Source organism: Brucella lupini (genome assembly GCF_002252535.1).
Lineage (GTDB): Bacteria > Pseudomonadota > Alphaproteobacteria > Rhizobiales > Rhizobiaceae > Brucella > Brucella anthropi.
Window position 1 is genome coordinate 68,895 of sequence record NZ_NNRN01000049.1, and the last position, 23,578, is coordinate 92,472.

The following is a 23,578-nucleotide window of genomic DNA, read 5'->3' on the forward strand; positions in this document are numbered from 1 at the left end:
CTCTAGAAATAAAGGATTTCAAGATGGCCCGGGGGCAAGGAAATTGATGGTACTGAATGAAAAGCCGGATGCACGGAGATCGCTGCTACGGATGGCTGTGGTTGCCTGTCTGCCTTTTGCTGCCGCAGCATGTACGACCGCATCCGCAGATCGACCGATTGCCGTTACCATGCCGCAGACTGTTGCTTTCACGCCGGAGCCTGTTGCCGTTGAACCGGTCAGCGAACCGGCACCGGAAGTACAAACGGCCAAGAGCGAATATGAGACCATGTATGGCGCGGTGAACGACCGCGGCAATCTCATTCCGGCACTTGATCTCAGCAAGATTGCGGATCGCAATCTGCGCCGGGAAGTCGATTATGCCACGACGGAGCCGGTTGGCACTATCGTGGTCGATCCCTATGCGCGCTATCTCTATCTCGTGCAGCCGGGCGGCAAGGCGATCCGTTATTCTGTGGGTGTCGGTCGCGCTGGTCTGACTTTCAAGGGTGATGCCAAGCTTGCATACAAGTCGCAGTGGCCGCGCTGGACGCCGACAGCCAACATGATCAAGCGCAATCCGGAACATTACGCAAAATACGCCAATGGTCTGGAAGGCGGCATCCGCAACCCGCTCGGTGCCCGTGCGCTTTATCTTTATCGTGATGGCAAGGACACGCTGTACCGCATCCACGGCACCAACGAGCCCTGGTCCGTCGGCAAGGCGGCATCGTCCGGCTGCATCCGTCTCTACAATCAGGACATTCTCGATCTCTACAAGCGCGCCACCGCCGGTGCGCGTGTCGTCGTGTTGGATAAATCCCAGTCTGGAGCAAAGGCGGGGAAAGGAGCAAGCTCATGATGAATCGTCGTCAGATACTGGCAGCAACGGCAGCCGGTGCCGCAACGATTGCGATTTCAGGCGGCGAAAGCCTTGCGCAGCGCGTGCCGACGGTTGCGGAAGTGCTTTACGACAAGGAAATTCCGGTTCTGGGCAACCCGAACGGCAATGTGACCATCGTGGAATATTTCGATTACCAATGCCCCTATTGCAAGAAGGGGCATGGCGAGCTGATGCGCGTGGTCAAGAATGACGGCAATGTTCGCCTTGTCATGAAGGACTGGATCATCTTCGGTGACACGTCGGCCTATGCCGCACGTCTCGTTCTGGCTGCGGAAAAGTCCGGCAACTATGTGAAGGCCATGGAGGCGTTGATGGCAACGCCCGGTCGTCTTACGCCGGAACAGGTGGATGCGGCACTGAAGAAGGGTGGGCTTGATCCGGCAAAGCTCAATGCAGCCTACAAAGCCGATTCCAAGCGCATCAACGCCATTCTTGAGCGCAACATGGATCAGGGCGAAGCCTTCAATTTCGGCGGTACGCCTTCCTTCGTTATCGGTACCAAGCTCTATGGCGGGGTCATGAAGGAGCCGGAACTGATCGAAGCGATCAAGGAAGCGCGGAAGGCCTAATTCAATACCATTTGTGAAAGGGCGGAGTTGAAATGCCGCCCTTTCTTGATTCAAAACGGATAATGCTGCGGGCCGTTAATGGTAATCCAGAGTGCCAAACTGGTCGATATCTGTCTTGCCACTTCATCGTATGTCGATCGCATCCTTTCGCACTCTCCGGAGACGTATTTCGATGCTTTGAGAATATTAGCGCAATTTTACGATCAGAACTCTGTCCGACGTCATCTCCCAGGAAATATTCTTTGACCAATTGGTCCCGGTCTGGGGCACGCCATTAATGCAAATCAATCCGTAAGTACCAAGTCTGCTGGCAAGAAATGCACTTCCATTGTTGAAGTGAATTTCAGATGTATTCGGACCAGATTCATTGTCTTTAATGAAGTTGAATCGGAAGCTCGCGCCTTCAGAAAAATCCTCATCCTTTTGTCCGCTAATCTCTAGCAAGCTGGCATTAAAAATATCAAATTCAGAATTACTGATAGATGTCTTTTGAGAATAAATTATAAAACTCGCGTCTAATATTGTTATTCTCTGGCCAAAAGCCATTTTCCCATTCGTATAAAATTCAGTTGTATAAAATTCTAATTTACTGTTTGTGATGTTTATATCATTTCCCTCGAGTGCCAATACTTTGGAATTTGTATTGAGTATCGACTCGCTGATGGAGAATTCTCCGAACTTTATATTTTCTGAATCTATACTTAGTGAGCTACTATTTATATATAGAATTGATCCTGTCAAATTCGTTACATCTGAGGTTAGAATGTGTGTGAGGGAGTTTTCATCTAAATATATTCTCCCAGATTCTGATATAAAGCTTGATACGTTGTGTACCAAAAAACGGCCATTGAGTATTTTTATTGTTTCGTCACCGAATGGATTATAAACATATAATGTTTGTGCATTACCCGCGAAATCAAAGATAACTTCTCCACCGGTTACTGAAATTACCGGAGTTTCTTGGTCTGCCGTCGGGTTCCAGGAAACAATGTCTGTCGCTGTGGATTGCTTCAAGGTCAGCGTTTTTCCCGGCGCATTCATCTCGAAGCTGCTTCCGTTATCCTTGGAAAAGGAGACAGCCGAGGTGCAAAGGCTCTCTTGAGATTCATAGCTGCTATCAAATACCTGTGATTTATCCGGGTCCCATGTGAACTGTTTAACCATTCTAAATTCCTTGGTGCTATTGAAAATGTATTTTAATCGATAAATAATATCGGATTGGCGGTCGAATTAAACCTAGTATTTCTTCCGGGGGAGGAGATTTATTGATTCTCTGTTTTGTTGCTGGATTTGATTTTACTGTGCGTTGAGGCAAGTTTCTGTCCGGCCAGATGATGGAGCTGATTGCCGAATTGTTCTCACTTGCGGACAAAACGTGCAACGATATCGTCTCGAATTTGAAAGCAAGCAGCGGAGTGTAGCTTCGACGCGGTGGCATTAGCCTTCCTTCATGCTCATATTGAAGGAATACCGACATGAACCTTATGACCATGAAGACCCACGACCCTGATGAAAACCGCTGGCAGAAAGTGCTCGACCGCGACAAGGCGTCGGACGGTGCATTTGTCTATGCGGTGCGCACTACGGGCGTCTATTGTCGTCCATCATGCCCGTCGCGGCGTGGAAAACGCGAAAATGTGCAGTTCTTCGACGGTTGCGAGGATGCAGAACGCGCTGGCTTCCGGCCATGCATGCGCTGCAAGCCGCATCTCTCCGAAACCTTGGCGACGCAAAACAGCACGCGTTACGCCGATATGGTAGCTGCCGCCTGCCGCTTCATTGAGATGGCGGAAGAGGTGCCTTCCCTTGAAGAAATAGCGGCTTCCGTGAAGGCGAGCCCTGCCCATTTTCATCGTGTTTTCAAGGAGTTCACGGGGCTGACCCCGAAAGCCTATGCGAATGCGCATCGTGCAAAGAAGATGCGGGCGGCGCTCGATGCACCGGAAATCCGTGTAACCGACGCCATCTATGATGCCGGTTACAATTCCAGCAGCCGATTTTATGAGGCTTCGGATGGGATTTTGGGAATGACTCCAAAGGCTTACAAGCAAGGTGGCAAGAATGCGGATATTCGTTTTGCCATCGGTCAGTCGTCACTCGGGGCCGTTCTGGTGGCCGCAAGCGGCAAGGGCGTCTGTGCCATTTTGATGGGGGACGACCCGGAAGAATTGATCCGCGATCTGGAAAAGCGTTTTCCGCAGGCCAATCTCATCGGCGCGGACCGCGATTTCGAGAACATGGTGGCCGAGGTGGTCGGCTTCGTCGAAGCGCCACGCATTGGCCTCGACCTGCCACTCGACCTGCAGGGAACCGCTTTCCAGCAGCGCGTCTGGCAGGCATTGCGCGAAATTCCTGCCGGAAAAACAGTGAGTTACACTGATATTGCCGAGCGCATCGGCGCGCCGAAATCGGTGCGGGCGGTGGCACAGGCCTGTGCGGCCAACAAGATTGCTGTCGCGGTTCCGTGCCACCGGGTCGTGCGCAACGATGGCGGTCTTTCCGGCTATCGCTGGGGCGTCGAGCGCAAGCGCGATCTCCTGAAGCGGGAGAGCCAGGCATGAACAGAAATGAACCCATGCAGGCGGATAATATCGCCGCCTATGACTGGCAAAAAATTGGCGCCGAACTGGATGAGTTCGGCGCCACAATCCTCAGGAACATAATTTCGCCACAGGATTGCCGCGAATTAGCCGCTGGCTACTACAATCTGGCCGCATTTCGAACCGTTGTTTCGATGCGAAAACACGGTTTTGGGCGCGGAGAATACAAATATTACGCAAATCCCATTCCTGCCTTAATTTGGAATCTGCGCCAGACGCTCTATCCGCAGCTTGCACCCATCGCCAATCGATGGAGTGAGAGACTGGGATCGGATGTCCGTTTTCCTCCGACCCATGACGAATTTCTGGACCGGTGCCACGCGGCAGGACAGACCCGTCCGACACCGCTCATCCTGCAATATGTAGAGGGCGACTATAATTGCCTGCATCAGGATATTTACGGTGATATCGCATTTCCGTTGCAGGTTGCGATTTTGCTTTCCGAACCGGAGAAGGATTTTACGGGCGGGGAATTCGTGCTGACCGAACAGCGCCCCCGGATGCAGAGCCGTGCGGAAGTCGTGCCGCTCCGGCAGGGCGACGGCGTGGGTTTCGCGGTCAATGACCGTCCGATGCAGGGCACACGCGGCGATTATCGCGTCAAGATGCGGCACGGTGTCAGCCGCATCCGCTCCGGCCAGCGGCATACGCTGGGCATAATCTTTCACGATTCCAGATAAAGCATGTCTCCCAAAAGTGGGAACCGGTTTTGGGATAAAGACATGCGTGAAAACAAAAGCTTAAAGCGTGTTCCCTGAATATAGTAAGATGCAACACGCTTTAAAGGTTGAAACCGGTGTTTCGATAGCCTTTGATCGCGGCTAGAGCATGATTCCAAAAAGTGGGAACCGGTTTTCGGATAAAATCATGCTCAAACAAAAGTTTAGAGTGGGATAATGGTTCAACTTGAAAACATCACGCTCTAAACGATCAAAGGAGTCGGATATGAGCGTGACCATCTACGGTATCAAGAACTGCGACACCATGAAGAAGGCGCGCACCTGGCTTGAAGACCATGGCATCGACTACGCATTTCACGATTACAAGAAGGAAGGGCTCGACGGCGAAACGCTCGACCACTTTCTGAAAAGCGTTCCGTGGGAACAATTGCTCAACCGGGCCGGAACGACGTTTCGCAAACTGCCCGAGGAAGAACGCCAAAACGTCGATGCCGCCAAGGCGCGGGCGCTGATGCTGGCACAGCCATCCATGGTCAAACGTCCGGTTCTAGACAAGGACGGAAAGCTGACGGTCGGTTTCAAGCCGGAACTATACGAAAGTTTCTTCAAGTCTTGAGGCAGAGGAGCGCTGCCATAGATAGCTGCCGATAAGCAGATGGAGAGATCTATGCGGCAGCGCGCGAATAAGGTCGTTCAGCAATGGTCGGTAAGTTGGCGTGACTCCCTGATCGCGTCCTTTGCAGGCGGTGTCGCATGGCTGATCTGCCAGTTGGCGCTGGGGCAGCCGAAACCAGTCTTTGCCATGGTAACGGCGGTGATTTGCCTGGCGCCGAACCTGCCCAACCATGGCAAGCAGGCGATAGGGGTGATGGTCGGCGTCACGACAGGCGTCTTGGTCGGCGAGCTTTCGCTGCTACTGCCTGAAACGGTTCCGGTTTTCCACACAAGCATAGTGACATTCGTTGCCATGGTTCTGGCGACCTCTTTCGGCATGGCTCCGGCAATTGCCATCCAGTCGGGCGTCTCTGCGATTCTGGTTCTCGCCATGGGACCGCAGGTCGCCGGAATAACGCGGCTGGTCGATGTTCTGGTCGGTGCCGGTGTCGGCTTGCTGTTCAGCCAGATATTGATGACGCCAAGCCCCGTGCTGCTGATCGACAAGGCCGTCCGCGGCCTGCTTGACCGTCTTGCCAACGGACTCAAGCAATCGGCAGTGGCGCTCGAAAAACAGGACCTCGTGCGCGCCCAAAGTGCAATCAACCAGTTTACATCCGCGCACCGGGCAGTGATCGCCCTCGGCGACGGTATTGCGCTGGCGCGCAGCAATGCGCGCTGGTCGCTGCGTGGTCGGCTGGTGGCGCGCGAGGTTAAGGAAATGGCGGGTCGGTACGACCGGCGTGGCATCCGCCTTTACGCATCGGCGCTGCTATTCGGTGAAGCGCTGGGCAATGCGCTGCGAAAGAAGGAGGCTCCACCGCCGCCCTGGCTGACGGAAGCCTTGCAGGTTGTCATCGCCAATTGCGAGCTGGAGGAAGGGCAGGAGCCAAGCCGGATTCCGCCCATGCCAAAAGACATTCCGTTCGGCTGGCGCGATAGCGCGCACCGACTGTCATCGATGCAAGATACGCTTCTGCATTTCCTTCATTCCGATATTCCGGACAGCGTTCCCGTCACCAGACGAACGACCGAAGAAAAACCTACAGCGGCATAGATGCAGCAGCGCTTCAAAAGCGTCACGCCGCTGAAACTTCACGCCGTTCCAGTATGCGGTCGATCAACCCCCATTCGAGACCTGCCTCCGCGGTCATGAAATTATCGCGGTCGAGGGCGCGTTCCACCTCTTCATAGCTGCGACCGCAATGTTCGGCATAAAGACGCGTCATCAGCCGCTTGGTGCGTTGTGCTTCCTCGGCATGGATGAAGATGTCCGATGCCTGCCCCTGAAAGCCACCGGAGGGCTGGTGGACAAGCAGGTTTGCGTTGGGAAGTGCTGCCCTATGACCGGGTTCGCCCGCCATCAGCAGGAAGGAGCCCATGGAGCGGGCTGTCCCCATGCAAAGCGTGTGCACAGGCGCACGGACATAGCGCATCGTGTCATAGATCGCGAGGCCGCTGGTCACAACGCCGCCCGGCGAGTTGATATAGAGATTGATCGGCTGTTTGGAATTTTCCGCTTCCAGAAACAGCAATTGTGCGCAGATAAGCGCGGATACGGTGTCATTCACTTCGCCATTGAGAAAGATGATCCTTTCGCGCAGCAGACGCGAATAGATATCGAATGACCGTTCGCCACGGCTCGACTGTTCCACGACCATAGGGACGAGTTGCATCGTTTCGCGCATCGGCGAACTCCTCTTTTTTTAGAGTTTCAGAGCGTCAGGCGGTCAAGCGGCGCGCATCATCGGCGCCCGGTTGCTGTTGGCAGCAACTGCCGCAGTGCGCTTCAGGCGCGTGTCGTTCAGTTCATGGATGACGCGCAGAAAGGTGCCGCCGGAAACGCCTGGCACAATGCGGAACGTGACCATACTTTCCAGAAAGGGCGGTTCGCTTTCCCGCATCCGGTAACTGATCTCCTCACCGGGCTTGCAGGATGCTGGCTCCGGATCGGCCAGTGCCTCGGATGGAAGCCAGTTTTCGCGAAACTCCCGAATGCTGATCGCGCGCCACACTTTCTGCGGCGTGGCATCCAACTCATATTCCTGTTCAATGCCTTTCACGCGTGGTTCTTCCTGCCGGTCGGTCATTGGTCCATATCCTTCAGCAAGATTTTGAGAGCGTCGATACGTTCCGGCCAGTAGGCGCGATACTTTGCAAGCCAGTTGGCGATGAGCGTCAGCCCGTTCGGATCGACTTCGTAATTGACGAAGCGTCCCTCGCGTTCCTCACGCACCAGCCCCGCGCTGCGTAACACAGCCAGATGCTGCGACATGGCTGGCTGACTGATCTCCATACCCTGCCGCAGCGCGCTGGCATTCATGCTACCCGATGCCAGCTTCTCGAAAATCATCCGGCGGGTCGGGTCGGCAAGTGCCCTGAATATATCGTGGAATATATCATTCTCATTCATGCAATCACATAAGCACACACTTATGTGATTCGCAAGGCCATATTTGAAAGCAGATGTCTTGATTAATCAGACGAATGAAACCGCATGGTGAAGACGCTCCCGCTGATACTGTGTGCAAGAGAGGGAGCGAGCTTCAACGGGGTGCATCTTTCGACTGCTTCGATGGCAGCTATTACAAATGCTTTTCTTGTCTTGTCATCACCTTGAACATTGATTGCGCTGGCACATGGCGGTCCTTTCAGGTTTCCGTCCCGTTTGAAGCTGAAGCGCAGGGTAACGGAAGAGTTTTTGCTATCCGAGAGTGGAGACCAGCAGGCATTCAATGCGTCACGAACTTCGTTCATCGTTGTCAGTTCTTTCGCCTGAACGCCCCCCGCTGACGCAACTGCTACAACTGCCAACAGGCAGGCGGATATGCCCGATCTATTCATCCCGATCCTCCCTAACGAGTATCATGCATCGATTGTAGGGTGGTCCCACAGGGGCACAAACCCAAACAACCGGGGGCAAGCTTCAAGGAGGGCGAGCGCGTATGGAGGCTCAATAGTCGTGATCGGTCCGATCAGAAAAATTCAATTGTCCTTGGATGATTGAGGTTTATTTTCCCGCCAATGACCGAGACCTCCCTAGAGATGACCAAGCCCGCATCCCCACAACATCGCACTGCCGTCCGCTATGCTTTCGGCGGCTTTCTGGCTATGGCCGCAGCCATGGGGATCGGGCGTTTCATCTATACGCCGATCCTGCCGGGAATGATGGCTGATATCGGCTTCACTGCCGCCGATGCAGGCTTTATCGCATCGGCCAATTATATCGGCTATCTGCTGGGGGCAGTCGTTGCCGGTTATGGATGGTCCGCGGGCATCGAGCGGAAAAGCGTGATTGCGGGCCTGATCATCAGCGGATTGCTGTGCGCTGCCATGGCGTTTTTTGACGGTGTCTGGCTGTTCTCCATCATCCGCTTTGCGGCGGGTTTCATCAGTGCGGTGACGATGATCCTCTGCACGGCAATCGTGCTGAGCCATGTCACGGCGGCGGAAAGAGCGGGGCTTGGAGCCCTGCATTTCGGCGGTGTAGGCAGTGGTATTGCACTCTCTGCCGTTCTTGTGGCGCTGATCCGTTTTGCGGGGCTTGACTGGCGTGCCGACTGGATCGGCGCTGCGGTTCTGACCATCGTCATGGTTGTTCTGGTTGGCGCTTTCGTCAGGGAAGGGCCGGTTGGCGGAAACAGTGGCACGCGTGAACCGCCGCTCCCCAAGAGCTTCGCCTTCAACGCACTGGCGCTGGCCTATGGCATTTTCGGCTTTGGCTACGTGATCACGGCAACATTCCTGATTGCAATCGTGCGCGCGACCGATGGTGGCCCGCTGATGGAAGCGGCTGTGTGGGTGGTGACCGGCCTGACGGCTGCGCCCTCGATCTGGCTGTGGGCACCGGCTGCCAGGAAATTCGGCCTTTTCAATGCATTTGCCCTGACAGCCATTCTGGAAGCTGTCGGCGTTGCCGCGAGCGTGGTTCTGGCTCCGCCGCTCGGGCCTCTGGTGGGCGGCGCGCTTCTGGGCATCACTTTCATGGCATTGACGGCGTTCGGATTGCAGATCGCCCGCACACTCGCACCGGCTTCGCCAAAACGCGCTTTGGCGCGGATGACGGTCTGCTTCAGCATTGGCCAGATCATCGGCCCGCTGGTGGCTGGCTTCATGGCGCAGCGTTCCGGTTCGTTTACTTCGGCAAGTCTGGCCGCAGCGCTCTCGCTGGTGGTCGTCGCGGTGCTTGGCATCATGGCAGGACGCGCCGCCAGAACATCGGGCTGAAACCTTACAGGAATTTAACTGGTAAAGGCGCGAGAACCGGCTTCATATGCGGAAAATTCCTCACGAAGTTGGACTGAAATTCAGTGTTTGTGTCGTTCTTTCCCCGCCCGAAATTGTTCTTCTGGTCCGCGCTCGTCTGGAGCCTGCTTGCAGTGCTTGGCTGGTATGAAGGAGGGGAAAGGTTGGGTGCCATATTCGGCCTGCCACCCCTGGCGCAAGACGCAGCGCCGATTATCGGTGCGAGCCTGTTCTGGTCGGCGCCGTTTCTCTGGTTCTATATATATTTCGCGGTGGCGACATTCGCCTTCTATCTTTTCTGGGCTTGGTTTTCACCGCACCCGTGGCAACGCTGGTCCATACTTGGATCGGCACTGATCCTGTTCACTACCTATTTCGGCGTGCAGGTCAGCGTTGCGGTCAATGCCTGGTATGGGCCGTTCTACGATCTGGTTCAAAAGGCACTCACATCGCCCGGAGCCGTCAGCGCCTCCGACTTTTACTGGGGCATGGTCACATTTGCCGAAATAGCCTTTATCGGTGTGACTGTCGGTGTTCTGAGCCTGTTTTTCGTCAGCCACTATATCTTCCGCTGGCGTTCGGCGATGAATGAATACTACGTCAGTCATTGGCCGAAACTGCGTTCCATCGAAGGTGCGGCACAGCGCGTGCAGGAAGACACAATGCGCTTTTCCACGACGCTGGAACAGCTTGGTGTCAGCCTCGTCAAATCGGTGATGACGCTGATTGCCTTTCTGCCGGTCCTGTTCAGTTTTTCGGAAAAGGTCAGTGAGCTGCCGGTGGTTGGCATGGTGCCGCATGCGCTGGTCGTGGCAGCGATTTTCTGGGCTGCTTTCGGCACCGGTTTTCTGGCGCTGGTTGGTATCAAGCTGCCGGGGCTGGAGTTCAATAATCAGCGCGTCGAAGCGGCCTACCGCAAGGAACTGGTCTATGGTGAAGACCATGCGGATCGTGCCCAGCCGGTCACGCTGGGCGAACTGTTCCGCAATGTCCGGCACAATTATTTCCGGCTCTATTTCCACTATGTCTATTTCAACGTCGCCCGCATTTTCTATATTCAGGCCGATAATATTTTCCCGACGCTGATCCTTGTTCCGTCGATTGTGGCTGGCAAGCTGACGCTTGGCCTCATGAACCAGATCACGAATGTCTTTTCGCAGGTGCAGGGATCGTTCCAGTATCTCGTCAACTCATGGACGACGATCATCGAGTTGCTGTCGATCTACAAGCGCCTGAGAGCTTTCGAGGCGGTTATCCGCGACGAGCCGCTGCCGTCGCTCGATCAGGCAAATCTTGATGCAACGCCTTCAGCTTAAGAGGACGATTACGACCTGTTCTGGCTTGCATGGACGGCATCCTTGTCGAGACTGTCCAGATAATCGCTATAGGTTGTGCATTTGACGTCGGGCTTGGTGCAGACTTCAGTCACGAGCCGCTCCATGGCGCGCCAATAGGCACCGTCATTCATCAGCACGAAATGGAAGCCGAGCTGGAGCGGAATGCGCTCGCCGGTATATTGCTTGTCGAATGCCGTGCGGAAAGCCTTGTATGCCCGTTCCTCGAAAGCCGCCGATTGCTGTGGCGCTTCCTTGCCCTTCGAGTGACGGACATAAAGATTATAGTCCATTGCTACGATAGGGCGTTGCGACGGGCCTTCCGGAACAAGCGGCAATCCAAATGAAGCAAACTGACCGGCAAGGGTCGGCTCTTCAGGGCCGCGCGTGATGGACGATGCCTGATAGCGAAAACCGTTTGCCTTGAGCGCATCCTGCACCGGCTTCGATGCGGCGAGATAGGGCGCGCGAAACCCGTCGATGCCCTTCAGCGCAAGATCACGCCAGCCTTCCGGCTCGCCACTGATGCCATTATTCTTGTAGGCGTCAGCGGTAATGCGGCGGAACTCCTTGATTTCCTTGTCCCAGTCGGCGGTTGACCAGTCGGTGCCGTCAAAATGACCGCAGCCATGGCTGGCGATCTCGTTGCCTTCCAGATGGGCCTGCCAGATATTGCCAAGGCGGGTGACAACTTCGTCGCGGCTGAGCGCAAAGCCGACATTGGACGAACCGGCCCGCTTATGGGGCGGCTTGTAATCGCGCCGGTCCTGTTTGCTCATCAGGAAGACGCAGGAAAGGAAATAGGTGAAATGGGCGTTGTTTTTCTTCGCCAGCTCGCGCGAGCGGGTCCATAGTGCATTGTCATGTGCGCCATCGAAGGAAACCAGCACATATTGCGGCTTTGTGGATACCGGTTCCGCCTGTGCGGCACAGGTAGCCAGAACCAGGGCGGACAAAAGAACAGGGCGGGGGGACAGGATGCGCATGGACCACGAAACGAGGGGGGAAGAGGAATAGTTCCAGAAATTCCGTTGCTAGTTCTTGAATAAGGCTATTGTCGGACCGAAATGCACTTTGTGACACGTGTTTCGGCTTATTTCGCTGACGGGTCTTACATATGGCGCGAAATGCGACTAAAAGCGCCAGAACGAACAAATACGAACATCAATTTGGCTTTAGTGGCAGGTCCATGGCAGACGACAGTTTCATTCGCGAGGTAAACGAGGAAATCCGTTCGGAACGGGCAAAGCAGATCTGGCGGAATTTCGGTCCGCTGTTGATCGGCGGCGCTGTGGCCATTGTTCTGGGAACAGCTGGCTGGGTCGGCTATCAGCACTGGGTCGACAGCAAGGCTTCCGCTTCCGGTGACAAGTTCCTCGCCGCACTGGACCTCGCCTCGGAAGGCAAAAACGACGAAGCGCTGACTGCGCTCGACGATCTGGAAAAGACCGGCTACGGCTCCTATCCGGTGCTGGCGCGTCTTCGCGCCGCGTCGGTTATCGCTGACAAGGGCGATGCAGCCGGTGCCGTGAAGGCGTTCGATGAGGTTGCTGCCGATAACGCCGTGCCTGCACCGCTTCGCGATGTTGCGCGCCTGCGTGCCGGTTATCTGCTGGTCGACAGCGGTTCCTACGACGACGTCGCCAAGCACGTCGAGACGCTTTCCGCAGACGGCAATCCTATGCGTTCAAGCGCACGGGAAGCGTTGGGTCTGGCTGCCTGGAAGGCTGAGCGTTTCGATGATGCGGTCAAACTGTTCCAGCAAATTGCCAATGACAGTCTTGCTCCGGCCAATATCCGCCAGCGTTCCAATACGATGCTCGATCTGATGCGCAGTGCGGGTGTCAACGTGCCCGATGCGCAAAGCACATAATAACACAAGCGCATCCCGAAAAGTGTGAAACGGTTTTCGGATAAGATGCGCGGGAAAATCAAAGCGCATCCCGAAAAGTGCGAAGCGGTTTTCGGACAAGATGCGCGTCAAGATAAATAAATAGAGCGGTTCCACGTTTCGGTTGAAAGCGGAACCGCTCTGGTTTCTGGAGTTATTTTCTCCCATGGGTTTCACAGTCGCCATCGTCGGGCGTCCCAATGTCGGTAAGTCCACGCTGTTCAATCGCCTCGTCGGCCGCAAGCTGGCGCTGGTCGATGACCTGCCGGGCGTCACGCGCGACCGGCGCATCCACGATGCCAAGCTCTACGATCTGAAGTTTCAGGTCATCGATACGGCAGGTCTCGAAGAAGCTGCCAATGACAGCCTGGAAGCGCGCATGCGCGCCCAGACCGAGGCTGCCATCCAGGAAGCCGACGTGATCCTGTTCGTCGTTGACGCCAAGAACGGCCTGACGCCGACCGACAGCACCTTTGCTGAAGTGGTGCGCCGTTCCGGCAAGCCGGTCGTGCTGGTCGCCAACAAGGCGGAAGCGCGCGGCGCGCAATCCGGCATGTATGACGCCTTCCAGCTTGGCCTTGGCGAACCGTGCCCGATCTCTGCCGAACACGGTCAGGGCATGCCAGACCTGCGTGACGCCATTGTCGAGCTTCTGGGCGAAGAGCGCGTCTTCGCCGACGAGAAGGAAGAGGAAACCGCAGACGAGGTTTTCACGCCGAAGGCTGTCGGTGAACTGATCGGCGATGATATCGAAGACCCGGATGAAGAAGAAATCCCGGCCTATGATGCGACCAAGCCGCTGCGGATCGCCATTGTCGGCCGACCTAATGCTGGCAAGTCGACGCTCATCAATACGATGCTCGGTGAAGACCGCCTGCTGACCGGACCGGAAGCAGGCATCACCCGTGACTCGATCTCGGTGGATTGGGAATGGCGTGGCCGCAAGATCAAGCTGTTTGACACGGCCGGTTTGCGCCGCAAGTCGCGCGTGCAGGAAAAGCTCGAAAAGCTTTCGGTTGCTGACGGCCTGCGTGCGATCCGTTTTGCGGAAGTCGTCATCATCGTGCTCGATGCGACGATCCCGTTTGAAAAGCAGGATCTGCAGATTGCCGATCTCATCATCCGTGAAGGCCGGGCACCGATCATCGCATTCAACAAATGGGATCTGATCGAGGACCGCCAGATGGTTCTGGCCGATCTTTACGAAAAGACGGCCCGCCTGCTGCCGCAGGTGCGCGGGCTTCGCGCCGTGCCGATTTCCGGCGAGCGCGGACAGGGTATCGACAAGCTCATGGAGAATGTCGTCAAGACCCACGAAATCTGGAACCGCCGCGTTTCGACCGGACGTCTCAACCGCTGGCTGGCTGGCGTCATCGCGCACCAGCCGCCACCGGCAGTTTCTGGCCGCCGCCTGAAGGTAAAATATATGACGCAGGTGAAAACCCGTCCGCCGGGCTTCGTCGTGTCCTGCTCGCGTCCCGATGCGATGCCGCAATCCTATGTGCGCTATCTCATCAACGGCCTGCGTGAGACTTTCGATATGCCGGGTGTGCCGATAAGGCTTTCATTGCGCACCTCGGACAATCCGTTCGCTGGCCGCGCGAAGAAAAAGAAATAAGCTGACACACAAAAAGCCCGGAGCGATCCGGGCTTTTTGCTTTTCGATTCTCACGAGACACTGTTTGCGGCCTCAGCGATCAATCCGGCGACCTCGTCGGGTCTTGATGCAAGCGAGGCATGACTTGCATCCAGTGTGATGGTCTTGCGCGGGTTCATGCGTTCGGCCATTCGCTTCTGGTTTTCCGGCGCGATCATGTGGTCCTGGCTCGATATCTGATACCAGGTTGGCTTCTTCTTCCAGGCCGGTGCTGTGATCGTGTCACCAAATGTATTGGCGATGGGCGCCTTCTGCGTGATTGCCATGACCAGAGCTTCGTCGGCGCTCAAATCCTGGCAGAAGCTTTCGTGAAACTTATCGTACTTGATCCAGAGATATCCATCGCTGTCGGGAGCCAGATTGGGGAATGCCGCAGGTGGATGTTCCTGACTGATGCCGCCGGGGCTTTCGCCTGCATCTGGTGCAAAGGCAGCAATGTAAACCAGCCCCACCACATTCGGCAGATCACCTGCCTGTGTGATGACCGCACCACCATAGGAATGCCCGACCAGAAGTACCGGCCCCTCCTGCTGTACGGTCATCTTGCGCAAACGCTCGGCATCGTCGGCAAGCGACGTCAGAGGCATCTCCACGGCTCTTATCTTGTCATGTCCCATTCGGGAAAGTGCGAGGATGGCCTTGCTCCAATGGGCTGCCCCTCCCCAGAAACCATGCGCAAGTACGATAGTTGGTTTTGTGCTCATGAGACGGTTTCCTAATTGACGTTGATGCCAAGTCCGGCAATCGAGAATTAGGGCGTCCGTCCCGCATGAAAATAAGCTACTACTAATATATCTGGAGGCAGAGATTGCAGACTTCCGGCATGATGCCGGAAGTCGCGTTTGGTCTGGTCTTGCCCTTAGGTTTTCGGCAGCACAAATTCGACACGCCGGTTCTGTGCCCGTCCGTCGGGATTGTCCTTGCCCTTGATTTCATTGGGTGCGACAGGTTCGCTTTCGCCATGCCCTTCCGGTTTCAGTCGTGCCGATTGAACGCCATTATTGACGAGAAATTTGGTGACCGCATCGGCGCGGCTTTTCGACAGTTTATCGTTGTAGCTGTCGGCCCCTTTGGAATCCGTATGGCCCACCACACGGACTGCGGAATCCGGCATGCTTTCCAATATTTTGGCAATATCGGTCAGCGTCGCCTTGGCCTTGCCCGTTAGTTTGGCGCTGTCGAAATCGAACAGAATATCGCTCGTCACGGAAAGGACGATGCTATCCTCCGTTTCCCGCATGGTGATATTGCCGCTCTTCTCGACAATCTCCTGTGCCGCACCGGACAGGCCACGGGCCTTGCCATCGGTGCTGCCCGATGCCGAAACCAGATCGCGGATTTCGGGCACAAGATCACGGATATAAGCGCTGTTATCTGCACTTGTATTTTGCGCGGTCGCGACGGATGGCAGGCAAAGCACGGCGAGGCCGAGAGCGATGCAGCCTTTGATCTGATTGGTCATGGCCAGCCCCTATTCGGCGGGAACAGCGAAAGGCCCGAGCGGCTCGACCCCCTTGATATAGAGCGTCACCTTCTGGCCCTTCGGTGGTGCGGGAAAGACACCATGCCAGACGCCCACAACATGGCCATTGCCGAAAAGAGAAACCGATGCCGGAGCCAGCGGTTTGCCTTCGGAATCTTTCAGCAGAAGATATTTCTTGTCGCCTGCGAGAAGATAATAGTCATTCTCGTAATCCTTGTCCGACAGCGCGGTATAAAGCGTTGTCGAAACGCTTCCGCCTTCCTTAGCATTGATGAAACGGACCTTGACGGTCAGCTTGTCGCCATCTGCCACGACGCCGCTCACCTCTGCGGTGGCCTGACCGCTGCTGTGATAGCCACTTGCTATCGGCTGATTGGCTGGCTCCTGAGCATTTGCAGCGTGGGAAAGCGCACTGGCCGAAAGGAGGACAGTGGCAAGAACCGTACGTGAGAGAAACGCCATGAGTATCGCTTTCATTTGTTGGGTAACCTTGAGCATAGCGAAGCCGGATCGAAAACATCCGGGCATTGCGAAGGCGGTGAAAACAAATAAGCGGAGCAGTTCAGGGGATATGAATGAAAGACGAACCACTCCAGATGCGGCGGTGAAACCTAACAGGCAGAAGAAGGAGGTCATGTAAACTTTGGAAACACGCATTAACATTTGTGCGACCGGAAATTTTTCTCATCTGGACCGCGATGATCGCGATCGTGATCATAACCAGCATTTAATTTGGTAATTTCAGGTTGAGCTTGGCTTGCGCGGCTGCTAATTCGCCCGCTCTCCGGTTTTCTCCAAAGAAGGTGTAGTGATGACGAAGGCTGATCAGAGCCGTTTTGACGGCGTGACATTGGGCATCGACTTCGGCACGACGAACACCGTTCTGTCCGTGGCTGCACCCGATGGAACCACGGTCGTCCTGAGCGTGCCGAAGGATGGCGTGGATATTACCGGCTATCGCTCGATTCTTTGCTTCTGGCAAGATCGCGAAACCGGCGAGCGCACCGTTGAAAGCGGACCTTGGGCGATGGACGCGTTCGTCAACGCGCCGCATTCAACGCGTATGCTGCAGTCGTTCAAGACATTCGCGGCATCGAAATCCTTCACCGATACGCCGGTTTTCGGCAAGCGGTTCAAGTTCGAGGATATTCTGGCGAGCTTCCTCGAAACGGTCGCCGCGCGGCTGGGCGACCGCCTGCCACCAAAGGGCAATCGCGTGGTTATCGGCAGGCCGGTGATCTTTGCGGGCGCTTCGCCGGATGAAGCGCTGGCCATGCAGCGCTATGAGAAGGCGTTCAGGGCGTTCGGCTTCACCGATATTCACTACGTTTATGAGCCGGTTGCCGCGGCTTATTTCTATGCGCAGGAACTGAACGCAGCATCCACCGTTCTGGTGGCCGACTTCGGCGGCGGTACGAGCGACTTTTCCATCGTGCGCTTCGAAGTGGGCAAGAACGGCCTCAGCTTCACGCCGCTCAGCCAGACAGGTCTGGGCATTGCAGGCGATACATTCGACTATCGCATCATCGATAATGCCGTTTCGCCGCTGCTTGGAAAGGGTACGGAGTACCAGTCCTTCGGCAAAAGGCTGACCATACCGAACCATTATTATGCAAATTTTGCGCGCTGGAACACGCTGTTCCTGATGAACTCTCCAGCGACCATTCGCGATCTGGACGAACTGGCCCGGCAAGCGGTCGATCCAAAGCCCCTCGAACATTTCATCAACCTGATCGAGAACGATTACGGTTATGAGATATACCGCGCCGTTTCAGACCTGAAGGTAAGGCTTTCATCGCAGCGCATGTCGGAACTGCACTTTAAAGCCGATGATTTCGAAATCCGCTCCGACATCACGCGCAACGATTTCGAAAACTGGATCGCTGACGATGTGCGCCAGATTGAACAGTCGGTGCAGCAGGCGGTGGATAAAGCGGAGCTGGAAACGGCGTCTATCGACCGTGTTTTCCTGACCGGCGGCACGTCTTTCGTGCCGGTCATCCGTACGGTGTTTGAAAACCGCTTTCCCGACGCTGTGGTGACGAGCTCGAACCAGTTCGATTCCATCGCCAACGGCCTCGCATTGATCGGGCAGAGCGTGGATATCGACCGCTGGTCTGTGAAGCACGATTAAGTGTGGTCGGAGGATGGTTCACTCCAGGCCTGGAAAACCTTCCAATCGCCACTGCCGGTCTGGCTTGCGGACTGACGCAGACACCATACGAATCTTGCCCTTGATCCGGTCTTTCGATACGAGGCCAACATACTTTCCTCGGCTATCGTTGGCGTTATCGCGATTGTCTCCCATGATATAATATTGGCCGCGAGCGAGTGCCTTCTCCTTGACGTTGTCGATAAAGCCATGATCGACCGTATTCAGAAGAACATAGCTCTTACCTTCCGGTATTGTCTCACGCACGAAACGGCACTGATAATAAGAGTTCGACACGGTTTCTTCAGGGCAACCATCATCAATTGTTGATGTGATCTTCGTTGTTTCGAGTGCTTTTCCGTTGATAAGCGGTATGCCGTTCTCGATTTTGACCGATTCACCGGGCAGCCCGATCACTCGCCCGAGGAATTCAGCTTTGACCGGTACATCGCCCGACAATTCCTTCGAAACGTAGTCAACAGTATAGACGACGAGATCGCCGCGCTCGATCTTTTCCTGTGGTCTATAGCTGGTTGCAGCGACGACATCGCCTGGCCCAAAGACGGGCATCATGGATGTGCTGCTCACGCGCAGATTCATGAGTTCTGCTGTGGCGGTATTGCATGTAAGGAGGCTGCTGATGGCACCGGCAAGGCCAGCTATAAATGCCTTGGTAAACGGCATTATAATTATACCTTGGATTCAAAAATTGCGTGATGAGTAGGTGGCAAGTTTGCGTTGCTCCGTCAATCATCTTACGGGCACTGGCGTCAATTGGGTCAGTGAAAGTTGAGTGTAGGTTTCTCGAACTTACGAAGCGGTTGCCGTATCGGCAAAGCAGGCGGCAATTTCCTTGTTGGCGCCGAGCTTTTCCGCCCATTTGACAAGATCGGGTATCTCGCTTCTTTCAGCCATCCCGCCCCAGACGTCTTTCAGTGTCGGCAGCTTGCCGGAAAGGTCAAAAAAGAAATAACCGGGATCGGCCACCGGAACATCCGCATAGACGACGGACCAGTTACCATATTGCATGAAGCTCTCGATGCTGACGGAAGCCGGTTTGACTTTCTTGCCGAGACTTTGCGCGATGAAAGACCTGTAATCCGTTTTCTGCTGTTTGGTGAGCGTTGTCGTCACACCATCGCAAGCGGATTTGGCGAATGCGCTTCCTGCCGGAAGAGCCATCGCAACAGCAAGCAGAAGTGCCGCACGGGCAGGCGAAAAGTACGTGTTCATCATTCCCCTCAGAAAAATGTCCACTTTATTTCAGCAGCATAACCAATCTGCGGGCGATGCATAGGGAATTTTGACATGCTCATTGCTGATACTGGATGGCACCGATAAGGTCCGACCGTGAAAATAGCAAGGAGTCGGTCTTTCCATGCCAAGTGATGCCAAAGCCGGTCGTTTTACCGACAATCTTCGTCAGGTCGCCGAACCATTCTGGTCGCAAGCCGTCGGCCATCGCCTCGTCGGTGAAATCTATACGGGCACGGTCGCACCTGATGTCATGACGCGCTATCTGGTGCAGGATCATCGCTTTATCGACTGCTTTCTGTCACTGTTGGGTGGAACGCTGGTCAATTGCGACAGGATGGAAGCCAAGCTGACATTGGGCCGTTTCATCGGCATGATCAGCAGCGATGAGAACTCCTATTTCGAACGCTCCTTTGCGAAACTCGCAGTCGCTGACGCCGAGCGTTTCGATACACCTGATGCGACGCCAACCGCTGCATTCAAGGAACTGATGCTGGAAGCTGCGCGTTCAGGCTCCTATGCGGTCTGCCTGTCGGTGCTGACCGTTGCCGAATGGCTTTATCTCGACTGGGCTGAAAAAGCGCCAAAGCCTCTGCCCGACGATTTTATTTTCGCGGAATGGATCGTGCTGCATGACAATCCATACTTCGTGGAATTTGTCGGTTTCCTGCGCTCGGAACTCGATAGGGTCGGCCCGGCAGCGGCGGAACAATGCCAGCAGTTCTTCCGGCGAGCGGTCGAACTGGAAAAGACATTCTTCGATGCCGCCTATGAGAGCCGGAACTGATCAGTTGCTGGCGGCGGGGAAGGGGCAGTTGCTGTCGCCTTCCTCGCATTTGAGATATTTCTTGAGGTCGCTGACGCGCTCCGCCGTCAGGTCAGACAGGCAGATCGAATAGGCCATGCCGGAAATACTGCCGCCACCAACTGTCTGCATGTCGCATTCGGCGTCGCGAAAGGCGATCCATGTCCGTTGCGACTGAACCAGCTTTTTCTTCAGGTCCGCATCGTCGGCGCGGTGCTGCAAGGTCTTGAAGATCTTGTTCAACTCGCCATCCGATTTCTTGTAGGCTTTGCCATAGCATTCATTGAGTGCGGACTGCGAACTGGCGTTCTGGCAGTCGTCGGCTTGCGCTGTGGCAATGATTGCAAAAGCACTGAACGCCACCCCGATAACCCCGATTTTTAAAACCTGCATAAATTTCCTCCCCGAAACTTTGACGATACTATCTTCATCACAAATAGAACGTTTGTCATTAAAGAAAAGATGGCGCCAGGAGCATTTCCACTTTAAATAAAATGGAAGTGTCGGGAGTGCTATATTGTATTTGTTTTTCCACGCATCTTGGTCCGGTCGAAGCAGGATCAGAAATCAATCCACTGGACTGATTTCCCTGTGCAGCCAGGCGTTTCACATTTTTCGGGATGCACTCTAATCCTCGAAGCGGCTCGACCCATCGCGGTCGCGTTCATAACCCTTCATGTCCGGGAATGGCGGCAGCCAGGATTCGCGGCGAATGATCCAGAGTTCATAGGTCGGCTTGAACTGGTCCGGTGCGTCGAGTGAGCCAAGATTGATTTCGACTTCATCCGCGCTGCGCCCGAAAACAGGGGACCCGCAACGCGGACAGAAAAATCGTCCCGCATAGTCACGGGTCTCTCCCTCGACCGTAACCGCAGCTTCGGGAAATATCGCTGAAGCGTGAAACAGGGCTCCATGGTGCTTGCGACAGTCGAGGCAGTGGCAGATACCGACCCGATATGGTTGTCCCGTTGCTTCAAAGCGAACATTGCCGCACAGGCAGCCACCCGTAACCTTGTCCATGATGCACCTCCTCACTACAGCAATTCGGTTTTCGCAAAGCTGAAACTGCTTAAACCCCGCATTAACCATATTCGTTCATGGTTAATGCGCTGCTGATAATGACTGTATTCGCCAGAGCTGCAAGCGTGTCCTCCACCCAGTGGGCAAGGTTAATACTTCGTTATCACCGCATCAGTTTAGTCAGTGTGAGTGGAGTGTGCGGTGCGTCTTGTATCTTTACGAGCGCTGTTTGGTCGAAGGAAGGCCGTTGCCGAGCCGGTGTGGCATTACCCTGTCACGGGCTATTGCCCGGAAGAGGGACGCTATTACGCCGTAAGGGCAAAGCCACGCCAGATAGTTCATAAACCGCACCGTCTGGTGCCGCTGGTTCTGGCGGCCATGACTTATCTTTTCAATTCCAATGCGATTGCCTTTCAGGATATGGCGAGCCTGGTGCCGTCGGCTGATCTGGGATCGCATCGCTGGACTGCCTTTGTTGCCAAGGCGCCGGTCGGTTCCGTCCATCAGGCCGAAATGCCATTCGTGGATGCAACGACGGTAACGGGCAGCATCGCAACCAACGGCATCGAAGTGCCGGGCATTGGTCGTGTTGCGCTGTCCGGGGGTAAAAAGACGGCCAAGCTCGGCCCGGACGATCCGAACCCGGACGAAAACCGCATCAATCGCTCCGACAAGACGGGCCGCCTCGTCTCGGTGAAACCCAAGGCGCCCGCCAAGGCCTTCACTGCCGGGAGCATGTTCGACAAGATCAGCATGATCACGCGTCCGCCGGAAAAGACGGACGCGAAAATGGTCTTCTCTAACAAATTGGAGGGCAAGGAAGTCGCCATCACCATGGCGTTCCATGCGGTCAAACCGCCGAAGCCGCGCTCCGAAATGCCGACCCAGCTCGCCAAGCTCATTACCAATGACCAGCCGGATGCGCTGGCCCTTGGTTATGCGCCTGCGACGCCGGACTATGGCAAGACCTCGCCCTTTGAAAGCATTTTGAAGCCCCAGCCGGGCGAAGGCCGCTTCGTGCCACCGATCGGTGAGAAGGACCACGAATGGGCGGCTACGCCACTGCCGCCTTCCGCTTTCAGCAAGAGCGAACAGAAGTGCCTTGCCGAGGCTGTCTATTATGAAGCGCGCGGCGAAACGGTTAAGGGACAGGTTGCCGTCGCCCAGGTCGTCCTCAACCGCGTGCGCAACCCGGCCTATCCGGGATCGATCTGCGGTGTGGTCTACCAGAATCGCGACTGGCTCAATGCCTGCCAGTTTTCCTTTGCTTGCGACGGCCAGAAGCACCGCGTGACCGAAATGCCGCAATGGCGCATGGCGCAGCAGGTGGCAAAGACCGTCTCTGCCGGTCAGATATGGCTGCCGGAAGTTGGCTCCGCCACCCATTATCATGCGACCTATGTTCGTCCGTTCTGGGCCCCGACGATGAAGAAGGTCGCCAAGATCGGTCTCCACATCTTCTATCGCACCTATGGCGGCGGATGGAGCTGATTGCTCCTTCTCGCGGCAATAGAGGGATCGGCCGATTTCAAGTCACGTTTTTGTTAGCGGACTAAAAGGTCGAACAGGCGCATAAGGCCGACTTTCCTCCTGCCTTGAATGCGGCATGACCATCCGAAATCGATTCCGTTTTTTTAGCCAATAATGTGGCCAATCTGATCCTTTGGTCGGAAAATGAGTCGCACTAATATCTAAGTAATTGAGATTGCTTGATAAAAAACCTTTTGGAGCAATGCCTGCACCGCCTTGACTAGCGGGCGGCGTGTCAATATGTTGCGCGCAACTTGGAAATGGGATTGAAATCCTCGTATTTCTTGAAAAAAGGAGCTGCCAATGGCGCGCGGGACTGAACCCGGAAAGCCATCCGGTGCGATCAAGAATGCGAAGAACGAACCCGGTTCCGGGGAGCTGGATCAGCGTTTGAACCGCCTGGAGGCCGAACTGGCCAAGAAGGGTGTGCTCAAGCAACCGGCTTCCGAGGATGAGCGATCGGCGACTGCAAGCTCGGTCGCGCAGGCCATGAAGATTTCCAGCGAGTTTATCGCAGGGGTTCTGGTCGGTGCGCTGATTGGCTGGTTCATCGATCGTGTCGCTGGCACGTCGCCCTGGGGATTGATCGTATTTCTCCTTCTGGGCTTCGGTGCGGGCGTCCTCAACGTGCTTCGTTCCGCTGGATATGTTGCCGAACAGGCTAACATTAAATCTAGCGCGGAAAAGAACGACAAGAAATAGGACTTGACGGGCTTCACGGTAAAGTTCGTTCAAGTGTAAGTGAACAAGTGGGCCTTCTGGTCCGAGACTGAAACGCCTTCGGGCAGACCAAATCGCCTTCGGGCAGGCCAAATTGCCTT

27 protein-coding genes are annotated in these 23,578 nt (G+C 55.3%); 14 read left to right on the top strand and 13 right to left on the bottom strand.

Annotated features, from left to right (window positions below; all coding sequences use genetic code 11):
• The first annotated feature begins 46 nt into the window (after positions 1-46).
• Together CES86_RS15210 and CES86_RS15215 are read left to right on the top strand one after the other, a co-directional pair.
• On the top strand, positions 47-841 hold the full coding sequence (locus CES86_RS15210) for a L,D-transpeptidase (protein ID WP_012090757.1): 795 nt from the start codon (positions 47-49) through the stop codon (positions 839-841).
• Positions 838-1,452: a DsbA family protein gene (locus CES86_RS15215; protein ID WP_094514827.1), complete on the top strand. Its 615-nt coding sequence runs from the start codon at positions 838-840 to the stop codon at positions 1,450-1,452. The genes CES86_RS15210 and CES86_RS15215 overlap by 4 nt, the downstream gene beginning before the upstream one ends.
• A 186-nt stretch (positions 1,453-1,638) precedes the next feature.
• Here the strand turns inward: CES86_RS15215 and CES86_RS15220 are convergent, their stop codons facing one another.
• Complete coding sequence (locus tag CES86_RS15220) at positions 1,639-2,616, bottom strand: hypothetical protein (RefSeq protein ID WP_094514829.1); 978 nt, start codon at positions 2,614-2,616, stop codon at positions 1,639-1,641.
• A 311-nt stretch (positions 2,617-2,927) separates the two neighbouring features.
• On the opposite strand from CES86_RS15220, the gene ada reads away from it, so the two are divergent.
• The 4 genes from ada to CES86_RS15240 all read left to right on the top strand — a co-directional run bounded on the left by ada (position 2,928) and on the right by CES86_RS15240 (position 6,443).
• A complete protein-coding gene (ada, locus tag CES86_RS15225; RefSeq protein ID WP_094514831.1) occupies positions 2,928-4,013 on the top strand; it encodes a bifunctional DNA-binding transcriptional regulator/O6-methylguanine-DNA methyltransferase Ada in 1,086 nt (361 codons plus the stop codon).
• Positions 4,010-4,732, top strand: a complete 723-nt coding sequence (locus tag CES86_RS15230) for a 2OG-Fe(II) oxygenase (protein WP_094514832.1) — start codon at positions 4,010-4,012, stop codon at positions 4,730-4,732. The genes ada and CES86_RS15230 overlap by 4 nt, the downstream gene beginning before the upstream one ends.
• 265 nt (positions 4,733-4,997) lie before the next feature.
• On the top strand, positions 4,998-5,348 hold the full coding sequence (locus CES86_RS15235; protein ID WP_012090762.1) for an ArsC family reductase: 351 nt from the start codon (positions 4,998-5,000) through the stop codon (positions 5,346-5,348).
• Positions 5,349-5,399: 51 nt separating this feature from the next.
• Positions 5,400-6,443, top strand: coding sequence for an FUSC family protein (locus CES86_RS15240; RefSeq protein ID WP_094514833.1), 1,044 nt, complete (start codon positions 5,400-5,402; stop codon positions 6,441-6,443).
• A gap of 22 nt (positions 6,444-6,465) precedes the next feature.
• On the opposite strand, the gene CES86_RS15245 is transcribed toward CES86_RS15240, so the two are convergent.
• The 4 genes from CES86_RS15245 to CES86_RS15260 all read right to left on the bottom strand — a co-directional run bounded on the left by CES86_RS15245 (position 6,466) and on the right by CES86_RS15260 (position 8,230).
• The gene (locus CES86_RS15245) at positions 6,466-7,074 is read right to left on the bottom strand and encodes an ATP-dependent Clp protease proteolytic subunit (RefSeq protein WP_061345069.1); all 609 of its coding nucleotides are present in this window, start codon (positions 7,072-7,074) and stop codon (positions 6,466-6,468) included.
• 42 nt (positions 7,075-7,116) lie between these two features.
• The gene (locus CES86_RS15250; protein WP_094514835.1) at positions 7,117-7,476 is read right to left on the bottom strand and encodes an SRPBCC family protein; all 360 of its coding nucleotides are present in this window, start codon (positions 7,474-7,476) and stop codon (positions 7,117-7,119) included.
• Positions 7,473-7,799: an ArsR/SmtB family transcription factor gene (locus tag CES86_RS15255; RefSeq protein ID WP_094514836.1), complete on the bottom strand. Its 327-nt coding sequence runs from the start codon at positions 7,797-7,799 to the stop codon at positions 7,473-7,475. The genes CES86_RS15250 and CES86_RS15255 overlap by 4 nt, the downstream gene beginning before the upstream one ends.
• Before the next feature lie 62 nt (positions 7,800-7,861).
• Positions 7,862-8,230, bottom strand: coding sequence for a hypothetical protein (locus tag CES86_RS15260; RefSeq protein WP_012090767.1), 369 nt, complete (start codon positions 8,228-8,230; stop codon positions 7,862-7,864).
• Positions 8,231-8,431: 201 nt separating this feature from the next.
• Between CES86_RS15260 and CES86_RS15265 the strand changes: the two genes are divergently transcribed.
• Complete coding sequence (locus tag CES86_RS15265) at positions 8,432-9,613, top strand: YbfB/YjiJ family MFS transporter (protein ID WP_041545281.1); 1,182 nt, start codon at positions 8,432-8,434, stop codon at positions 9,611-9,613.
• Positions 9,614-9,696: 83 nt separating this feature from the next.
• Positions 9,697-10,947 carry a peptide antibiotic transporter SbmA gene (gene sbmA / locus CES86_RS15270; RefSeq protein WP_029925644.1) on the top strand — a complete coding sequence of 417 codons (1,251 nt, stop codon included), beginning with the start codon at positions 9,697-9,699 and terminating at the stop codon, positions 10,945-10,947.
• 8 nt (positions 10,948-10,955) lie between these two features.
• Here sbmA and CES86_RS15275 read toward each other — a convergent pair whose 3' ends face one another.
• The gene (locus CES86_RS15275) at positions 10,956-11,951 is read right to left on the bottom strand and encodes a polysaccharide deacetylase family protein (protein WP_094514837.1); all 996 of its coding nucleotides are present in this window, start codon (positions 11,949-11,951) and stop codon (positions 10,956-10,958) included.
• A gap of 203 nt (positions 11,952-12,154) precedes the next feature.
• On the opposite strand from CES86_RS15275, the gene CES86_RS15280 reads away from it, so the two are divergent.
• On the top strand, positions 12,155-12,838 hold the full coding sequence (locus CES86_RS15280) for a tetratricopeptide repeat protein (protein WP_010658310.1): 684 nt from the start codon (positions 12,155-12,157) through the stop codon (positions 12,836-12,838).
• Between the two features lie 184 nt (positions 12,839-13,022).
• Positions 13,023-14,474: a ribosome biogenesis GTPase Der gene (gene der, locus CES86_RS15285; protein ID WP_012090772.1), complete on the top strand. Its 1,452-nt coding sequence runs from the start codon at positions 13,023-13,025 to the stop codon at positions 14,472-14,474.
• Between the two features lie 50 nt (positions 14,475-14,524).
• Here the strand turns inward: der and CES86_RS15290 are convergent, their stop codons facing one another.
• From CES86_RS15290 to CES86_RS15300, 3 genes are all read right to left on the bottom strand, one after another.
• Positions 14,525-15,217: an alpha/beta hydrolase gene (locus CES86_RS15290; RefSeq protein WP_010658312.1), complete on the bottom strand. Its 693-nt coding sequence runs from the start codon at positions 15,215-15,217 to the stop codon at positions 14,525-14,527.
• A 155-nt stretch (positions 15,218-15,372) separates the two neighbouring features.
• Positions 15,373-15,975, bottom strand: a complete 603-nt coding sequence (locus tag CES86_RS15295) for an OmpA family protein (RefSeq protein ID WP_029925639.1) — start codon at positions 15,973-15,975, stop codon at positions 15,373-15,375.
• A 9-nt stretch (positions 15,976-15,984) separates the two neighbouring features.
• On the bottom strand, positions 15,985-16,473 hold the full coding sequence (locus CES86_RS15300; RefSeq protein WP_051686625.1) for a hypothetical protein: 489 nt from the start codon (positions 16,471-16,473) through the stop codon (positions 15,985-15,987).
• Between the two features lie 334 nt (positions 16,474-16,807).
• On the opposite strand from CES86_RS15300, the gene CES86_RS15305 reads away from it, so the two are divergent.
• On the top strand, positions 16,808-18,130 hold the full coding sequence (locus CES86_RS15305; RefSeq protein ID WP_094514839.1) for an Hsp70 family protein: 1,323 nt from the start codon (positions 16,808-16,810) through the stop codon (positions 18,128-18,130).
• An 18-nt stretch (positions 18,131-18,148) separates the two neighbouring features.
• On the opposite strand, the gene lepB is transcribed toward CES86_RS15305, so the two are convergent.
• Both lepB and CES86_RS15315 read right to left on the bottom strand, forming a co-directional pair.
• A complete protein-coding gene (gene lepB, locus CES86_RS15310; RefSeq protein ID WP_094514841.1) occupies positions 18,149-18,832 on the bottom strand; it encodes a signal peptidase I in 684 nt (227 codons plus the stop codon).
• A 126-nt stretch (positions 18,833-18,958) separates the two neighbouring features.
• Entirely contained in the window at positions 18,959-19,381 is a 423-nt protein-coding gene (locus tag CES86_RS15315; RefSeq protein WP_029925631.1) for a hypothetical protein, read from the bottom strand.
• Between the two features lie 145 nt (positions 19,382-19,526).
• Here CES86_RS15315 and CES86_RS15320 point away from each other — a divergent pair, with 145 nt between their 5' ends.
• On the top strand, positions 19,527-20,189 hold the full coding sequence (locus CES86_RS15320) for a TenA family protein (protein WP_094514842.1): 663 nt from the start codon (positions 19,527-19,529) through the stop codon (positions 20,187-20,189).
• Here the strand turns inward: CES86_RS15320 and CES86_RS15325 are convergent, their stop codons facing one another.
• The gene (locus CES86_RS15325; protein WP_029925627.1) at positions 20,190-20,600 is read right to left on the bottom strand and encodes a lysozyme inhibitor LprI family protein; all 411 of its coding nucleotides are present in this window, start codon (positions 20,598-20,600) and stop codon (positions 20,190-20,192) included. It lies immediately after the preceding gene.
• A gap of 234 nt (positions 20,601-20,834) precedes the next feature.
• The gene (locus tag CES86_RS15330) at positions 20,835-21,227 is read right to left on the bottom strand and encodes a GFA family protein (RefSeq protein ID WP_029925625.1); all 393 of its coding nucleotides are present in this window, start codon (positions 21,225-21,227) and stop codon (positions 20,835-20,837) included.
• Positions 21,228-21,428: 201 nt separating this feature from the next.
• On the opposite strand from CES86_RS15330, the gene CES86_RS15335 reads away from it, so the two are divergent.
• Both CES86_RS15335 and CES86_RS15340 read left to right on the top strand, forming a co-directional pair.
• Positions 21,429-22,718 carry a cell wall hydrolase gene (locus tag CES86_RS15335; RefSeq protein WP_029925623.1) on the top strand — a complete coding sequence of 430 codons (1,290 nt, stop codon included), beginning with the start codon at positions 21,429-21,431 and terminating at the stop codon, positions 22,716-22,718.
• 342 nt (positions 22,719-23,060) lie between these two features.
• Positions 23,061-23,459, top strand: a complete 399-nt coding sequence (locus CES86_RS15340) for an AtpZ/AtpI family protein (protein ID WP_010658320.1) — start codon at positions 23,061-23,063, stop codon at positions 23,457-23,459.
• Positions 23,460-23,578 lie beyond the last annotated feature (119 nt).

Coding starts and splice junctions, on each gene's coding strand:
- CES86_RS15315 (WP_029925631.1), bottom strand. CDS start 19,381: ATGAACACGTACTTTTCGCCTGCCCGTGCGGCACTTCTGCTTGCTGTT.
- CES86_RS15290 (WP_010658312.1), bottom strand. CDS start 15,217: ATGAGCACAAAACCAACTATCGTACTTGCGCATGGTTTCTGGGGAGGG.
- CES86_RS15305 (WP_094514839.1), top strand. CDS start 16,808: ATGACGAAGGCTGATCAGAGCCGTTTTGACGGCGTGACATTGGGCATC.
- ada (WP_094514831.1), top strand. CDS start 2,928: ATGAACCTTATGACCATGAAGACCCACGACCCTGATGAAAACCGCTGG.
- CES86_RS15320 (WP_094514842.1), top strand. CDS start 19,527: ATGCCAAGTGATGCCAAAGCCGGTCGTTTTACCGACAATCTTCGTCAG.
- CES86_RS15330 (WP_029925625.1), bottom strand. CDS start 21,227: ATGGACAAGGTTACGGGTGGCTGCCTGTGCGGCAATGTTCGCTTTGAA.
- CES86_RS15280 (WP_010658310.1), top strand. CDS start 12,155: ATGGCAGACGACAGTTTCATTCGCGAGGTAAACGAGGAAATCCGTTCG.
- lepB (WP_094514841.1), bottom strand. CDS start 18,832: ATGCCGTTTACCAAGGCATTTATAGCTGGCCTTGCCGGTGCCATCAGC.
- CES86_RS15220 (WP_094514829.1), bottom strand. CDS start 2,616: ATGGTTAAACAGTTCACATGGGACCCGGATAAATCACAGGTATTTGAT.
- CES86_RS15295 (WP_029925639.1), bottom strand. CDS start 15,975: ATGACCAATCAGATCAAAGGCTGCATCGCTCTCGGCCTCGCCGTGCTT.
- CES86_RS15325 (WP_029925627.1), bottom strand. CDS start 20,600: ATGCAGGTTTTAAAAATCGGGGTTATCGGGGTGGCGTTCAGTGCTTTT.
- CES86_RS15250 (WP_094514835.1), bottom strand. CDS start 7,476: ATGACCGACCGGCAGGAAGAACCACGCGTGAAAGGCATTGAACAGGAA.
- CES86_RS15265 (WP_041545281.1), top strand. CDS start 8,432: ATGACCAAGCCCGCATCCCCACAACATCGCACTGCCGTCCGCTATGCT.
- CES86_RS15235 (WP_012090762.1), top strand. CDS start 4,998: ATGAGCGTGACCATCTACGGTATCAAGAACTGCGACACCATGAAGAAG.
- CES86_RS15275 (WP_094514837.1), bottom strand. CDS start 11,951: ATGCGCATCCTGTCCCCCCGCCCTGTTCTTTTGTCCGCCCTGGTTCTG.
- CES86_RS15230 (WP_094514832.1), top strand. CDS start 4,010: ATGAACAGAAATGAACCCATGCAGGCGGATAATATCGCCGCCTATGAC.
- CES86_RS15260 (WP_012090767.1), bottom strand. CDS start 8,230: ATGAATAGATCGGGCATATCCGCCTGCCTGTTGGCAGTTGTAGCAGTT.
- CES86_RS15215 (WP_094514827.1), top strand. CDS start 838: ATGATGAATCGTCGTCAGATACTGGCAGCAACGGCAGCCGGTGCCGCA.
- CES86_RS15210 (WP_012090757.1), top strand. CDS start 47: ATGGTACTGAATGAAAAGCCGGATGCACGGAGATCGCTGCTACGGATG.
- CES86_RS15340 (WP_010658320.1), top strand. CDS start 23,061: ATGGCGCGCGGGACTGAACCCGGAAAGCCATCCGGTGCGATCAAGAAT.
- CES86_RS15245 (WP_061345069.1), bottom strand. CDS start 7,074: ATGCGCGAAACGATGCAACTCGTCCCTATGGTCGTGGAACAGTCGAGC.
- CES86_RS15300 (WP_051686625.1), bottom strand. CDS start 16,473: ATGAAAGCGATACTCATGGCGTTTCTCTCACGTACGGTTCTTGCCACT.
- CES86_RS15255 (WP_094514836.1), bottom strand. CDS start 7,799: ATGAATGAGAATGATATATTCCACGATATATTCAGGGCACTTGCCGAC.
- der (WP_012090772.1), top strand. CDS start 13,023: ATGGGTTTCACAGTCGCCATCGTCGGGCGTCCCAATGTCGGTAAGTCC.
- CES86_RS15240 (WP_094514833.1), top strand. CDS start 5,400: ATGCGGCAGCGCGCGAATAAGGTCGTTCAGCAATGGTCGGTAAGTTGG.